Source organism: Chachezhania antarctica (assembly GCF_003646465.1).
In the GTDB taxonomy this organism is placed as follows: Bacteria; Pseudomonadota; Alphaproteobacteria; order Rhodobacterales; family Rhodobacteraceae; genus Chachezhania; species Chachezhania antarctica.
In genome coordinates this window covers 251,326-266,449 of sequence record NZ_QZEX01000007.1, presented here as the reverse complement: position 1 = coordinate 266,449, position 15,124 = coordinate 251,326, and the positions used below count along the sequence as shown (strand labels likewise).

Annotated in this window: 15 protein-coding genes; 12 read left to right on the top strand and 3 right to left on the bottom strand. The window is 63.1% G+C overall.

Annotated elements, in window-relative coordinates; all coding sequences use genetic code 11:
• Positions 1–51: 51 nt before the first annotated feature.
• The 12 genes from D4754_RS15635 to D4754_RS15580 all read left to right on the top strand — a co-directional run bounded on the left by D4754_RS15635 (position 52) and on the right by D4754_RS15580 (position 12,683).
• Positions 52–1,227: an acyl-CoA dehydrogenase family protein gene (locus D4754_RS15635; RefSeq protein ID WP_121065219.1), complete on the top strand. Its 1,176-nt coding sequence runs from the start codon at positions 52–54 to the stop codon at positions 1,225–1,227.
• Between the two features lie 4 nt (positions 1,228–1,231).
• Entirely contained in the window at positions 1,232–2,347 is a 1,116-nt protein-coding gene (locus D4754_RS15630) for an acyl-CoA dehydrogenase family protein (protein WP_240453905.1), read from the top strand.
• Between the two features lie 57 nt (positions 2,348–2,404).
• Entirely contained in the window at positions 2,405–3,331 is a 927-nt protein-coding gene (locus tag D4754_RS15625) for an SDR family NAD(P)-dependent oxidoreductase (protein ID WP_121065217.1), read from the top strand.
• A 24-nt stretch (positions 3,332–3,355) separates the two neighbouring features.
• Entirely contained in the window at positions 3,356–4,552 is a 1,197-nt protein-coding gene (locus D4754_RS15620; protein WP_121065216.1) for an acetyl-CoA C-acyltransferase, read from the top strand.
• 78 nt (positions 4,553–4,630) lie between these two features.
• Positions 4,631–5,281: a histidine phosphatase family protein gene (locus D4754_RS15615; RefSeq protein WP_121065214.1), complete on the top strand. Its 651-nt coding sequence runs from the start codon at positions 4,631–4,633 to the stop codon at positions 5,279–5,281.
• A gap of 13 nt (positions 5,282–5,294) precedes the next feature.
• Entirely contained in the window at positions 5,295–6,338 is a 1,044-nt protein-coding gene (locus D4754_RS15610) for a phosphotransferase family protein (RefSeq protein WP_121065212.1), read from the top strand.
• A 1-nt stretch (position 6,339) separates the two neighbouring features.
• Positions 6,340–7,173: an IclR family transcriptional regulator gene (locus D4754_RS15605; RefSeq protein WP_121065210.1), complete on the top strand. Its 834-nt coding sequence runs from the start codon at positions 6,340–6,342 to the stop codon at positions 7,171–7,173.
• Positions 7,174–7,629: 456 nt separating this feature from the next.
• A complete protein-coding gene (locus tag D4754_RS15600; protein ID WP_121065208.1) occupies positions 7,630–8,877 on the top strand; it encodes a branched-chain amino acid ABC transporter substrate-binding protein in 1,248 nt (415 codons plus the stop codon).
• Between the two features lie 110 nt (positions 8,878–8,987).
• Positions 8,988–9,944 carry a branched-chain amino acid ABC transporter permease gene (locus tag D4754_RS15595; protein WP_121065206.1) on the top strand — a complete coding sequence of 319 codons (957 nt, stop codon included), beginning with the start codon at positions 8,988–8,990 and terminating at the stop codon, positions 9,942–9,944.
• On the top strand, positions 9,941–11,221 hold the full coding sequence (locus tag D4754_RS15590) for a branched-chain amino acid ABC transporter permease (RefSeq protein ID WP_121065204.1): 1,281 nt from the start codon (positions 9,941–9,943) through the stop codon (positions 11,219–11,221). Before D4754_RS15595 ends, D4754_RS15590 begins: the two co-directional genes overlap by 4 nt.
• Positions 11,218–11,982, top strand: a complete 765-nt coding sequence (locus tag D4754_RS15585; RefSeq protein ID WP_121065202.1) for an ABC transporter ATP-binding protein — start codon at positions 11,218–11,220, stop codon at positions 11,980–11,982. Before D4754_RS15590 ends, D4754_RS15585 begins: the two co-directional genes overlap by 4 nt.
• Positions 11,979–12,683 carry an ATP-binding cassette domain-containing protein gene (locus tag D4754_RS15580; RefSeq protein WP_121065372.1) on the top strand — a complete coding sequence of 235 codons (705 nt, stop codon included), beginning with the start codon at positions 11,979–11,981 and terminating at the stop codon, positions 12,681–12,683. Before D4754_RS15585 ends, D4754_RS15580 begins: the two co-directional genes overlap by 4 nt.
• Positions 12,684–12,795: 112 nt before the next feature.
• Here the strand turns inward: D4754_RS15580 and D4754_RS15575 are convergent, their stop codons facing one another.
• The 3 genes from D4754_RS15575 to D4754_RS15565 form a co-directional block, all read right to left on the bottom strand.
• Positions 12,796–13,026: a hypothetical protein gene (locus tag D4754_RS15575; protein ID WP_121065200.1), complete on the bottom strand. Its 231-nt coding sequence runs from the start codon at positions 13,024–13,026 to the stop codon at positions 12,796–12,798.
• 109 nt (positions 13,027–13,135) lie between these two features.
• The gene (locus tag D4754_RS15570; protein ID WP_121065369.1) at positions 13,136–14,284 is read right to left on the bottom strand and encodes a M20 aminoacylase family protein; all 1,149 of its coding nucleotides are present in this window, start codon (positions 14,282–14,284) and stop codon (positions 13,136–13,138) included.
• A gap of 213 nt (positions 14,285–14,497) precedes the next feature.
• Complete coding sequence (locus tag D4754_RS15565; RefSeq protein ID WP_121065198.1) at positions 14,498–15,100, bottom strand: 2-hydroxychromene-2-carboxylate isomerase; 603 nt, start codon at positions 15,098–15,100, stop codon at positions 14,498–14,500.
• Positions 15,101–15,124: the final 24 nt, after the last annotated feature.

The window sequence follows — 15,124 nt, the reverse complement described above, 5'->3', positions numbered from 1 at the left end:
ATGCAATTCTGCACAGCGGAATGCCCGAAGGAATACTCGGGGGGAGGACACATGTCGGAAGAGACGGATCTGGCCCAGTTCAGGGCCGAAACACGCGCGTGGCTGGAGGAAAACTGCCCGGCCGAAATGCGCGATGGCGGACGGACCGAGGATAGCACCTGCTGGGGCGGGCGGAACTGGGTCTTCACGTCAGACGCACAAAAAACCTGGCTTGAACGTTGCGCCGCCAAAGGGCTGACGGTTCCCACATGGCCCGTGGAGTACGGCGGTGCCGGCTACACGCGCGAGCAGGAAAAGATCTTCCTGGAGGAACTGGGCGCCATCGACGGCCGCGCGCCGCTGCGCAGCTTCGGCATCTGGATGCTTGGCCCCGCGTTGCTGCAATTCGGCACCCATGAACAGAAGCTGGAATTCCTGCCGCCCATCGCGCGCGGTGAAATCCGGTGGTGCCAGGGCTATTCCGAGCCGGGCGCGGGCTCCGACCTCGCCAGCGTGCAGACCAAGTGCGAGGACATGGGCGATCATTACCTCGTCAACGGCCAGAAGATCTGGACGTCCTACGCCGATCAGGCCGACGCGATCTTCGCGCTGGTCCGCACCGACAAGGACGCGCCCAAGCACCTGGGCATCACCTTCCTGCTGATCGACATGGAGACGCAGGGCGTCTCAACCCGCCCGATCCGGTTGATCTCCGGCAGCTCGCCTTTCTGCGAAACGTTCTTCGACGACGTGAAGGTCCCAAAGGACGGCCGCGTCGTGGGCACGGTCAACCGCGGCTGGGACGTTGCGAAGTACCTGCTGACGCACGAACGCACGATGATTTCGTCGGGCGGTGGCGGTGTCACCGGCGGCGGTCGCTCCTTGGGAGCCGTTCTGGCGGAAGAGGGCGATGCGCTGGACGATCCGGTGCTGAAGGCCTCGGCCATGAAGACGGAGCTCGACACGCTGGCCATTGGCCTGACCATCGAGCGCTACAAGGACATGGCGAAGGCCGGGCAGGGCACGGGCGATGCCTCGGCCATGCTGAAATACATGGGGACCGAACTGAACAAGAACCGGCTGGAGCTGATGATGGGCGTCGGCGGGTCGGACGCGCTGGAATGGGACGGGCCCGCGGGCTCGCGCCCGGCGGACTGGCTGCGGACCAAGGCAAACTCGATCGAAGGCGGCACGTCCGAGGTGATGCTGGGCATCATCTCGCGCCGCGTGCTGGGACTTCCGGGGTAAGAACATGGCAACGCTGATCAAGACCGAAGAAGAACAGATGCTGGCCGACAGCGCCCGCGGGTTCCTGGACGAGAAATCGCCGGTGTCGCACCTGCGCAAGCTGCGCGACGCGGGCAAGACCCACGATCCGGCGCTGTGGAAGGAAATGGCGGAGATGGGCTGGGCGGGGATCGTGATCCCCGAGGAACAGGGCGGTGTCGACATGGGCATGTCCGCCGCCTGCATCCTGGCCGAGGAGATGGGCAAGACGCTGGCCGTCAGCCCGTTCCTGTCATCGTCAGTCATGGCGGCCACGGCGCTGAAGCAGGTGGCCGATAGCCGTGCACTGGACGCCCTGTCGAAGATCGCCAGTGGAGAGCTGACCTATGCGCTCGCCATGGACGAAAAGCGCAAGTTCGCGCCGGAGGCCGTGGAGACCGAAGCCCGCGCCGACGGCAACGGCTTCCGCATCAGCGGGACGAAGACCTTCGTCGTCGATGGCGGCTTTGCCGACCGGCTGCTGGTCTTGGCGAAAACCGATGGCGGCATGACCCTGTTCGACATTCCGGCCGACCGCGCCGGGATCGAGAAGACCGAACGTTCGATGGTCGACAGCCGCGATGCCGCGAAGATCGTGTTCACGGATGTCGAAGCCACGGGCGAGGACGTTCTGGGCCAGGTCGACGATGCGATGAGCGTTCTGAAACCGGCGCTGGAAGCCGGGCAGGCGGCGCTGGCGGCCGAGATGATCGGCCTGTCGGCGGGCGCCTTCGGGATGACCACCGATTACCTGAAGGAACGCAAGCAGTTCGGGCAGCTGATCGGCACGTTCCAGGCGCTGCAACACCGCGCCGCGCATCTGTGGTGCGAGATGGAGGTGACGGCCTCGGCCATCGCCCATGCCGGGCGGCAGCTAGACGAAGATCCGGCGAACGCGGGCCTTGCCGTCTCGCTCGCCAAGGCGCGTGCGGCGGAAACGGCGAAGCTGGCGGTGATCGAAGGTGTCCAGATGCACGGCGGGATCGGCATGACCGATGCGTTCGACATGGGCTTCTTCATGAAGCGCGCCCGCGCCTCGATCGAGTGGCTGGGCGATTACGGCTACCACGCGGCACAGGTGGCCAGCCTGCGCGGGTTCTGACAGTGTCGCGCCGCGCGCCCGGGTGCGCGGCGCGACGTGTTTAGGTGAGGAAGACAGATGGAAATCAGGTTCGACGGCCGCGTGGCCATCGTGACGGGGGCGGGCGCCGGTCTGGGGCGCAGCCATGCGCTGGGACTGGCGTCCCGCGGGGCGAAGGTCGTTGTGAACGACCTTGGCGGCGCGCTGGACGGCGAAGGCCGGTCTGCCACGGCGGCCGAACAGGTTGTCGAGGAAATCAAGGCCGCGGGCGGCGAGGCGATGGCCCATGGCGCCGACGTATCGAACCCGGACGAAGTGGCCGACATGGTCGCCAAGGCGATGGAGGCCTGGGGCCGCATCGACATCCTCATCAACAATGCCGGCATCCTGCGGGACAAGACGTTTTCCAAGATGTCGCTCGACGATTTCAAGAAGGTCGTCGATGTCCACCTGATGGGCACGGCGACCGTGACGCACGCCGTCTGGCCGATCATGCGCGAACAGAAATACGGGCGGATCGTGGTGACGGCCTCGTCCTCCGGCCTTTACGGCAACTTCGGCCAGTCGAACTATGGCGCGGCCAAGGCGGCGATGATGGGGCTGATGAACGTTCTGTGCATCGAGGGCGCGCGCGACGATATCCGCGTGAACACGCTGGCGCCGACTGCCGCCACGCGGATGACGGAGGAGCTGATGTCGCCCGAGGCGCTGGAGCTTCTGAAGCCCGAAACCATCACTCCCGGCGTGCTGTACCTGGTGTCCGAAGACGCGCCGACCCGCGTGATCCTTGGCGCTGGCGCGGGCTGCTTTGCCCAGACGCGGGTTTACGAGACCCCGGGCGTCTACCTTGATGGCGATGATCTGAGCCCCGAAGGGGTGGCTGCCGCGATGGCGCAGATCTCGGACCCGGACGGCCAGGAAGAACTGACGAATGCATTTATGCAAACCCGCAAATTTGCCCAGCGGGCAGCCGAGGCCAAGGGGCTGAAGCTGGAATGGGGCTGAATTTCTTGATGGGAGGAACTCCTCATGCGTGACGCAGTGATCGTCTCCACCGCGCGGACCCCGATTGGCAAGGCCTATCGCGGCGCGTTCAACGCAACCACCCCGCAGGCGCTTGGCGCCCATGCCGTGAAGAACGCGGTCGAGCGCGCCGGGATCGAGCCCGGCGAGGTTCAGGACAACGTGTTCGGCGCGGCCCTGCAGCAGGGTTTCCAGGGCGGCAATATCGCCCGCCAGGTCGCCATCCGCGCGGGTCTGCCCGTGACGGTCGCCGGCATGTCGCTGGACCGCCAGTGTGCGTCCGGCATGATGGCCATCGCGACGGCGGCCAAGCAGGTCATCACCGATGGCATGGATGTTGTCACCGGCGGCGGTGTCGATTCCATCTCGACCGTGCAGACGCCGGAAATGCGCGTGAACCGCGACCCGTGGCTGCTTGAAAACAAACCGGAAATCTACATGTCGATGCTGGAGACCGCCGAAACGGTCGCCGAACGCTATGGCATCGGCCGCGACGTGCAGGACGAATATTCGCTGCGCTCGCAGCAGCGGACCCATGCCGCACAGGAAGCGGGCAAGTTCGACGACGAAATCGTGCCGATCACGACCACGATGAAGTTCCAGGACAAGGCCACCAAGGAGATCTCGGAAATCGAGATCACGCTGGACAAGGACGAAGGCAACCGGCCCTCGACCACGCTGGAAGGTCTGCAGGGTCTTCAGCCGGTCTTCAAGGACGGGATCAACCTGAAGGAAGGCAAGTACATCACGGCAGGCAACGCCTCGCAGCTGTCCGATGGCTCCTCCGCTGCCGTGATCATGGAAGCCAAGCTGGCCGAAAAGAAGGGCCTTCAGCCGCTGGGCCGCTATGTCGGCGTGATGGCCGCAGGCTGCGAGCCCGACGAGATGGGCATCGGCCCCGTCTTCGCCGTGCCGAAACTGCTGGAAGCCCATGGCCTGAAGATGGACGATATCGGCCTGTGGGAACTGAACGAAGCCTTTGCCGTGCAGGTTCTGTACTGCCGTGACAAGCTGGGCATCCCGGACGAGCTGCTGAACGTCAATGGCGGCGCGATTTCCATCGGGCACCCCTACGGCATGTCGGGCGCCCGGATGGTTGGCCACGCGCTGATCGAAGGCAAACGCCGCGGTGCCAAATACGTCGTCTGCACCATGTGCGTCGGCGGCGGCATGGGGGCTGCGGGCCTTTTCGAGGTCTTCTAAGACCCGCGTCCGCGCGCTATCAAGCAAACGGTTGTCGGGGCAAGCCCCGGCAACCCAATGACAAACGACAGGGATAACATGGCCGAACTTCTCGTTGTCCGGCACGGGCAGGCCTCGTTCGGGGCCGACAATTACGACAAGCTGTCCGATCTGGGCCATCAGCAATCGAAGCTGGCGGGAGAGGCCCTGCGGGCCGCGGGCTGGATCCCCGACCGGATGATCACCGGAACGCTGGAACGCCAGAAGGAAACGCTGGCGTCGATGGGCTTCGATGGCGAAGCCGAGGAACATCCGGGCCTGAACGAATACGATTTCAAGGACATCCTGAACGCGCGGTTCCGGGGCGAGGTGCCCGAGGACGTCCGCAAGGACCGCCGGTCGCATTACCAGACGCTGCGCGACACGATCTGGGAATGGCAGAAGGCGGCGTTTTCGGGCTGCACCGAAAGCTGGATCGACTTTTCGACCCGCGTGGAAGCGGCGCGCAAGTTCGCGACCGATACCGACGCGCGGCGGGTGCTGGTAGTCTCGTCCGGCGGGCCCATAGGCCAGCTTGTTGCGACATCGCTGGACGCCCCCGAACCGGTGATGATGACGCTGAACCTGCAGGCGAAGAACACCGGGATGACGAAGTTCATCTTCAATCGATCCGTCTTCTACCTGCACGAATTCAACGCCACCCCGCAATTCGCGTCCGCCGACCGGGCGGATCTTCTGACCTACAGCTAGGGAGGGCTTGGTCATGGGCACCGATACACAGACGCTCGATACCGCGGCCGTTGCGGCCTATCTGGAAAAGACCATGCCGGGTTTCGAAGGCCCGATCGAGGCGCAGAAATTCGATGTCGGGCAATCGAACCCGACCTTCATGCTGAAGACGCCGAAGAAAAACTACGTCCTGCGCCGCAAGCCCCCCGGGGTTCTGCTGAAATCGGCCCATGCGGTCGACCGGGAATTCCGTGTGCAGAAGGCGCTGTTCGAAACAGACGTGCCGGTCGCCAAGATGCATGTTCTGTGCGAAGACGACGACATCATCGGGTCGGCCTTCTACGTGATGGACCATGTCGATGGCCGCAATATCGGCCAGCCGAAGATGGATGGCGCCAGCCCCGAAGAACGCACCGCCGTGATCGACGACATGAACCGCGTTCTGGCCGCGATGCACGAGGTCGATATCGAGGCCGTGGGCTTGGCCGATTACGGCCCGCCGGGCAACTACTATGAACGCCAGATCGGGCGGTGGACGAAACAGTACCGCGCGTCGGAAACCGATACGGTCGCGCCGATGGACGAATTGCTGGCCGAACTGCCCAAGCGGATGCCCGACGTGTCCGAACGCCGGCTGGTCCATGGCGATTACCGCATCGACAACATGATGTTCGAAAAGAACGGCCCCAAGTGCCTGGCGGTGCTGGACTGGGAGCTTTCGACCATAGGCCATCCGCTGGCGGACCTTGGTTCCGTCATCATGCAGTGGCAGATGCCGGCCAACGGCGAAAGCCGCGGGCTGGAAGGCGTGGACCGCAAGGCGCTTGGCCTGCCCACGGACGAAGAGTTCGTGGCCAAGTACTGTGAACGCCGCGGGCTCGACGGGATCGACGATTTCGGCTTCTACCTGGCCTTCTGCTTCTTCCGTATGGCCGGCATCATCCAGGGCGTTTATAAACGGGCGCTGGACGGCAATGCATCGAACCCGGAACGCGCGATGCGCGTGGGCAAAAGCGTGCCGATCTTCGCACAAAAGGGGCTCGATGCCCTGAACGCCCAAGGCACCTGGGGAAGCTGACATGAACGATCTCGAGAGCGTATCGTCGGAAGATGAGGCGAAGGACCGCAACTTCGTCACTGCTCTGGCGCGCGGTCTCGATGTCCTGCGTGTCTATCGGCCGGGGGAGGTGGCGCTGTCGAACAACGATATCGCCGAACGGACCGGGCTGCCCAAGCCCACCATCTCGCGGCTGACGCACACGCTCTGCAAGCTCGATTACCTCGTGGTCGATCCGTCCTCCGGGAACTACCGGCTGGGCGCGGGGGTTCTGCGGCTGGGCTTCGGCGTTCTGTCGAGCCTCGAGATGGCCGACCGCGCGAACGAATTGCTGCGGTCGCTGACGGCGGGCCCCAATTCTTATGTCACCGTTGCCATGGGCGAACGGCACCGGACCGAGGTCGTCTACGTCGCCGTCCATCGCTCGCGCGAGGACGTGTCGCTGTCGATGCATGTCGGATCCCGCCTGCCACTGTTCGAAAGCGCCATGGGCCGCGCCATTCTTGTGGCCATGCCCGAGGCAAAGCGCGACGCTCTTTTCGACGAGATCCGCACGGGCGATCCCGACCTGTTCCAGCGCCGCCATGCCGGTTTCAAGGCCGCGCAGGAAGAGTACGAGCGGCTGGGATACTGCACCGGATACGGTGACTGGCGGCGGGATGTGAACGGTATCGCGGTGCCCGTTCGGTCGCTGGATGACGGCCGTGTCTTTGCCGTGAACGTGGGCGGGCCATCCTTCCACGTGAAGAAGAAGCACCTTGAAACGCAGTACGCAGAGCGCCTGATCGAGGTCTCGGAGATGCTGAGTTCGGGCCAGCGCGGGCCGCGCCGGGAATCGGAATCCGGCGAGTCCTGACCTGCCGGGTCTGAATACCGCTCAGGCGCGTATTTTCCTTCCTTTCCAATGCAATGAATTTGCAGGACACCAAGAGTTGACGCAAGGTCATCTTTGGGTCGCTGCCTAAGAATATTGCGCCCGGAAACAGGCATTCCTTCTTTTCGTTCGTGATGAATCGAAATATCCAAGATGTTTGCGATACCGCGACGGCTGGAAAAAACGGCGCAATAACAATTGGTTATTGTCAGGCATGAAAGTGCGCTCAAGTTTTGGGCATTGTTCTCCTGAGATCTGTCAGGAGAGGGTGAATTTCTACTCGAACGACAATAAACCTACGAACAGGTCAAAGCTGAATTGTTGACCGTTCGCGGCCTTGGCCGACGCTTGACTCTTTGTGCCGTTATGCAAGGTTCAGGCCAAGGCTCGGCGACAAATGCCAAAGGCATGCCGGGCTTTGTGCTAAGGGAGGAAATCATGCACAATACCGTGAGGTACGGCCTCGGGGCCGCTCTTGCCATGTCCGTAAGCGCGACAGCTCTGTTCGCTGATACGGTCAAGATCGCGTTCATTGATCCGCTGTCCGGGCCCTTTGCGGCCACCGGTACGAACGGTCTGAACCAGTTCCAGTTCGCTGCCGAAACGCTGGTGAACGACAAGGGCGGCGTGCTCGACGGCGACACCTTCGAAGTGCTCGGCTTTGACAACAAGATCAGCCCGAAAGAGTCGCTGATCCAGTTGCAGGTCGCCATCGACCAGGGCGTGCGCTACGTGGTTCAGGGCAACAGCTCGGGCGTGGCCAACGCGCTGACCGACGCCATCGACAAGCACAACCGCCGCAATCCCGACAGCCAGGTCCTGTTCCTGAACTATTCTGCCGTCGACCCGGCGCTGACGAACGAGAAGTGCAACTTCTGGCATTTCCGCTTCGATGGCCACGCGGACATGAAGATGGATGCCCTGACCGACGTGATCGCGCAGGACGACAGCATCAAGAAAGTCTACGTGATCGGGCAGGACTATTCCTTCGGCAAGGCCGTCGGTTCGGCCGCCCAGTCGATGCTGGCCGAGAAACGCCCGGACATCGAGATCGTGGGCAACGAACTGCACCCGATCGGCAAGGTGAAGGATTTCACCCCCTATGCCCGCAAGATCCAGGCGTCGGAAGCCGATGCCGTGATCACCGGCAACTGGGGCGCCGATATGTACGGTCTGGGCAAGTCGATCCTGGACAATGGCTTTGAAGGCCCGATCTACACCTACTACGCTGCAGCCGACGGCATGACCGCGGCCTTCGGCGAAGCGGGCAAGGACTCGATCCGCCTGATTTCGGAAGGTGCTCAGAACCCGCCGCCGACCCCGCAGGCCGCCGAGTACATCGAGGCGTTCAAGGCCAAGTATCCTGATGGCAACGTGTCCCAGAGCCGGATCACCAACACCATCGAGATGCTGGCCAAGGCGATCGAGGAAGCCGGCACCGCGACCGACGTCCAGAAGGTCGCCGCCGCGCTGGAAGGCATGGAGCACGAGACCATGTGGGGCGGTACCGTCTACATGCGTCCGGAAGACCACCAGGCGATCCAGAACATGCACGTCTTCGTGCATACCAATGACGACATCACCTACGATTACGACAACTCGGGCTATGGCATGCTGACGGAAAGCACCATCGAGAATGCCGGTGCGGATACGCCCACGACCTGTGACATGAAGCGTCCTTCGTGATCTGACGATTGTCCACGACCGGCGCGGGGCGCGACCCCTCGCGCCGGTCTTCACACGACCGGTCCGGACGGGACCGCAAACAAAAAACCATAACATGAGGGGGAGGGCGCATGGACCTCGTACTCGTCAACCTGATCGACGGGCTGGTGACTGGACTCTTGTTGTTCATGCTCTCGGCGGGTCTCACGCTGATCTTTTCGATGATGGGCGTTCTGAACTTCGCACATGCCAGCTTTTACATGCTGGGGGCCTATTTCGCCTATCAGATCAGTATCTACCTGGGCTTCTGGATGGGGCTGCTGATCGCGCCACCGCTGGTCGGCCTACTGGGCGCCGGGGTCGAACGCTATGGCCTGCGCCGGGTGCACCAGTACGGACACGTGCCCGAGCTGATCTTCACCTTCGGACTGGCGCTGCTGATCGAGGAAGTCGTGCAGTTCATCTGGGGCCGCAACGCGATGCCCTACATGGAACCCGAAATCCTGCAGTTCACCGCCTTCTCCATCGCCGGGAATTCGATCCCGGCCTACAAGATCTTCATGATCTTCACCTCGGTGGCGATCTTCATAGCGCTCTTGTTCGTGCTGACCCGAACCCGCGTCGGCATGATCATCCAGGCAGCGCTCAGCTATCCGCGCACGGTCGAGGCGTTGGGCCATAACGTGCCCTTGGTCTTCATGGGCGTCTTCGGCGTGGGCACGGCTCTTGCCGGCGTGGCGGGCGTGATCGCGGGGCCGGTTCTGACAACCTTCCCCGGGATGGCCGTGGTGCTTGGCTCCATCGTCTTCGTGACCATCGTGATCGGGGGGCTCGGGTCCCTTTGGGGCGCGCTTGTGGCATCCCTGCTGATCGGTTGGCTGACGACCTTCGCCAAGGCCTACAACATCCGGATGGAGGACATCCTGACCGGCGTGGGCTTCACGAAACCGGAAGTCATCTGGGACAGCATGTGGCAGGACCTGTGGTCGCTGACCTCGCCCCAGATCGCCGACATCCTGCCCTATCTGCTGATGGTGCTGATCCTCGTGTTCCGCCCCTACGGCCTTTTCGGGAAGCGTGACGTATGACCGACATCACTCAGAAATCGACAGCGACGCCTGCAATGACAATGGGCAACACGCTGCCCTGGATCCTTGCGGCGGCGTTTCTCTTCATCGCGCCGATCATATTCAGTTCGAACTCGGCGATCACCATCATGAACCAGATGGGGATCACGATGGTCTTCGCTCTGGCCTACAACATGCTGCTGGGTCAGGGGGGCATGCTGTCCTTCGGCCATGCCGTCTACATGGGTGTGGGCGGCTTTGCCTGTGTCCACGTGATGAACATGACCGACCTGTTCGAAAAGATGCCGCTGCCGGTTCTGCCGATCGTCGGTGGCCTGGTCGGGATGCTTTTCGCGATCGCCATCGGCTCGTTCTCGACCCGCAAGGCCGGGACGGTCTTCGCCATGATCTCGCTTGGCGTGGGCGAACTGGTCGCCGCCTGTTCGGTGATCATCGTCGTGTTCTTTGGCGGGGAGGAAGGCGTGTCGGGCGACCGGACCTATGGCATGCCTTTCTTCGGGATCGAGTTCCTGCGCCAGATCGAGGTCTACTACCTCACGTCCTTCTGGCTGTTGGTTTCAGCCCTGCTGATGTTCCTTTTCTCGCGGACACCGGTTGGCCGGATGGCCAATGCCGTGCGCGACAATCCCGAACGGGCCGAGTTCCTGGGCTATTCCGCGCGCTGGGTCCGGTTCTATTCCTTCGTCGCCTCCGGCTTCTTCTGCGGCATCGCGGGCGGGCTCTTCGCCATCAACTTCGAGATCCTGACGGAAGAGAACCTGAACCTTGCCACATCGGGCGGCATCCTTCTGATGACCTTCCTCGGCGGCGCGGGCTTCTTCTTCGGGCCGGTTCTCGGCGTGGTCACCTTCGTGCTGCTGCAAACGGTGCTTGGGCTTCAGACAGAACTTTGGGCGCTGTATGTGGGCGCACTGTTCCTTGCGACGGTGATGTTCTTCCCGGGCGGTCTGTCGGGGCTGATCATGATGCATGTCACCCCGATGCGGCTGGGCAAGCTGAACAGGCTGTATGTGCCCTACCTGAAGGTCTTCGTGCCGGCGATCATCGGCACGCTCTCCTTGTGCGGTTTCATCGAAATCCTGTTCCATGCCCGCCACGCGGCCCTGGGCGAGGACGAGATGACGATCTTCTGGACCACCTTCAGCAGCCACGCGATCCTGCCATGGATCATCACCATAGTGGTCGCCGTGGGCGGGATCTGGCTGGCAAAACAGTCAGCCCCAGAGCTGAACGAAGCCTGGCATGACGCCAATACCCCGGACGGAGGTGCACGATGAGCACGACGTCAGCGCTGAAACTTCAGGACCTGAAGAAGAACTTCGGCAAGGCCGAGATCATCCGCGGTGTCTCGCTCGACATCGGTGAAAGCGAACGCCACGCGATCATCGGGCCGAATGGCGCGGGGAAATCGACGCTCTTCAACCTGATCACGGGCCGCTTCCCGCCGACCAGCGGCAAGGTCTTCCTGCATGGCCACGACCTGGCCGGGAAAGCTCCGTTCGAAATCAACCGCATGGGCCTGTCGCGGTCGTTCCAGATCACCAACATCTTCCCGAAGATGACGGTGTTCGAAAACGTCCGCTGCGCGCTTTTGTGGGCCGAAGGGTACCGGTATTCGTTCTGGAACATCGTCAACCGTGCCAGCCACCTGGCCGATGCGACGGACGAGATCCTGGCCCAGATCAACCTGACCGAACGGCGCGAATTGCCGGCGGGGGTCCTGTCCTACGCCGAACAGCGCGCGCTGGAGATCGGGATCACCATCGCGGGCGGCGCGGATGTCATCATGCTGGACGAACCCACCGCCGGCATGAGCCATTCCGAGACCGACTACATCGTCGACCTGATCCGCAAGGTGACGGTGGGCAAGACGCTGATCATGGTCGAACACGACATGGGCGTCGTGTTCGGGCTGGCCGACAGGATTTCGGTGCTGGTCTATGGCGAGATCATCGCGACGGGCAAACCCGAAGAGGTACGCGCCAACGCGAAGGTTCAGGAGGCGTATCTGGGCGCCGCATTGGAGGCGGAACACTGATGCTCGAAGTCACGGATATGCACGCCTATTACGGCAAGTCCCACATCCTTCAGGGTGTGAACATGTCGATCAACGAGGGCGAGATCGTGGCCCTTCTGGGCCGGAACGGCGTCGGCCGCTCGACCACCTGCAAGGCGGTGATGGGAGAGGTGCAGCCCGAAGGGTCCGTCAAGTTCCAGGGCAAGGAGATCGCCGGCAAGAAGGCCTACGAGATCGCGAACCTGGGCATCGGGTACGTACCGGAGAACCGGGATATCTTCCCGGGGCTGACGACACGGCAGAACCTGACGCTGGGCCTGAAGCCGGGCCAGAAGGACGGGCAGGGGCGCTGGTCGATGCAGAACATGTTCGACATGTTCGAAAACCTGGGCCGCCGCGCGGATGTCGAGGCATCGGTGCTGTCGGGGGGCGAACAGCAGATGCTGACCATGTGCCGCACGCTGATGGGCGACCCGGAACTGGTGATGATCGACGAACCGACCGAAGGCCTGTCACCGCAGATGGTGCAGCGGGTGGCGGATCTGCTTAAGGAAATCGCCTCGCGCGGGATCGCGACACTGCTGGTGGAACAGAAGCTGTCCATCGCGCTCGACATTGCCGATCGCGTCTACGTCATGGGGCACGGCCATATGGTGTTCGAAGGCACACCGCTGGAGCTGAAGGACCGCGAAGACGTCCGCAAGGAATGGCTGGAAGTCTGACCGGTCAGGCGCCTTTGGCGGCGGATGCCTCCGGCGGGAGTATTTCGAGAAAGAAGAAGGGCGCCTCGGTATCCGCGGGGCGCCCTTTCTTTCGGTCGGTACTCGGCTGTGATCAGCTGGCGAGCATGTCGCGGAACACGTAGCGCGGGACGTCTTCGCGGGTCAGCCCCAGCTGGGCCAGTTGCGCGTCCGACTTGGCATAAAGCGCTTCCATCTCACCGATCCGCGCCTGCGTGGATAGGTAGGTGTTGAAGCCCTGGCCGATGGTCGCAAAGAACATGTCGAGCGCAGCGCGCACGCCGCCCGAGGGCATGCCGGTTTGGGTATTGGTCGTGTCGGTCATCTGGAAACCTCTGTTTCATTCACAGGGCTTCAAATAGGATTGCTGCGTTGCAGCATCAACCGATTACCTCGAAAAGCGCCTATGTTGCAGGCGCATGGCTGCCGCCGGGTCATTCGGCCGGAAGACGGCGCCGTACGGTGGCCACGTGAACCGCGGCGCCATGGACCAGAGCCGCATCGTTGAAATCGTAGTCCGGGCTGTGCAGCGGCGCGGAGGCTTCGCCGTTTCCGACGAAGGAAAAGCAGCCCGGCACATGAGCCAGAAAGCGCGCGAAATCTTCCGATCCGGTCATGGGCTCCGTGGCCAGTACGGCGGTTTCGGAAACCGGCCCGGCGGCCGCAAGAATGTCGGCGGCCAGTTCGGGATCGTTCTGCAGGGGCACGAACTCTCGGCTATACGACACGGTGGCCCCGATGCCGTGCAGCGATGCGATCCCGTCCGCGATCCGGCGCATTTCGGCTTCGATCTGCGCCGACACCTCGGGCCGGAAGCTGCGGGCGTCGCCCAGAATTCGTGCATGGCCCGGCAGTGCGTTGCGGGTGCCGTCGGTGGTCAGTTCGGTGACGGAGACGACGCCGATATCCGTGGGCGACAGGCGCCGCGACACGATGGTCTGCAATTCCAGCACCAGTGCGCAGGCGGGCACCATGACCTCGCGCCCGTCATGGGGGCGTGCGGCGTGGCCGCCCTGGCCCGTCAGGGTGATCTCGAAGATGTCCTCCGCCGACATGATCGCGCCCGGCTTGGTTTCAAAATGACCGACGGGTTTGCCGGGCAGGTTGTGGAGCCCATGGATCTCGTCGAACGGAAACCGTTCCATCAATCCATCGTCCAGCATTGCCTGCGCACCGCGGCCCCATTCCTCGGCCGGCTGGAAGATGAACCTGACGGTGCCGTCAAAGCCGCCGTCATGGGCCAGGATCTTTGCCGCCCCCAGAAGCATCGCCGTATGCCCGTCATGGCCACAGGCATGCATCGTTCCGGGCGTATCCGACCCATGATCCCGGCTCCCGGACTCCATGATCCGCAGGGCATCCATGTCGGCGCGCAAAGCTATGGCGCGGTTCGATTTTCCACGCTTCAAAGTGCCCACGACCCCGGTATCGCCAACCCCGGTTGCGACCTCGATCCCGAAGCTGCGCAGCGTGTCGGCGACGAAAGCGGCCGTCCGCGTTTCCTCGAACCCGAATTCGGGGTGGCGGTGAAGATCGCGGCGCCAACCGGTCATCTCTTCGTGCAGGGCGTCGTGGTCGGTCATGCGGAAAGCCTCTGTCCCGTGAATGCTGAACGGATATCCCATACCCGGCACAAGCTCCATCATGCGGCGGCCGGTCGTACCTCCGCCGCGGCGGTTGCCTCCGGCTGGAGTATTGGGAGAAAGAAGAAGATGTGCGGGCTTCTTTGGTCCCCAAATACCTCGGGGGAGTCGCGCCCTGGCGCGGCGGGGGCAGAGCCCCCAACGACGGCTCTCCTAGGCGCCGTGTTCCACGAAGTATTCAAGCTCGGTCAGGCTGTCCTTGCCGAAGAACATCTCGTCGCCCACGAACATGATCGGCGCGCCGAACACGCCGCGGGCCACGGCGGCTTCGGTGGCGTCGATCAGGCCCTGCTTGACCGCGGGATCCTGCACGGCCGTGACGATCTCGTCGACCGGTAGTCCGGCCGCCGCCAGCGCTTCGCCGATCGCGGACGGGTCGTCCATCTTCTTGCCGTCACGCCAGATGGCGGCCCACATGGCGGCGGTGTAGTCCGCTTCCCAAGGCTTTCCCTGCGCGTAGATCGCCCCGCGCATCAATGGCAGCGTGTTGATGGGAAAATGCGGGTTCTGATTATGGGTGATCCCGTGGCGGCCGGCATAGCGCTGCAGCTCGTGCCAGCGGTAGACGATCTTCGACGCAAGGTGGGCGTCCTTCTCGATCGGGCTGGTGTTCCCGGTCAGCTTGAAAACGCCGCCGATCAGCATCGGCCGGTTCACCACCTGCGCCCCGGTCCGTTCCGTGATCACGGGCAGAACGTGATAGGCCATGTGGCTGTAGGGGCTGCCGAAATCATAGTAGAACTCGATCTCGGTCATGTTGCCGTCTCCTTGAGTGCCGTG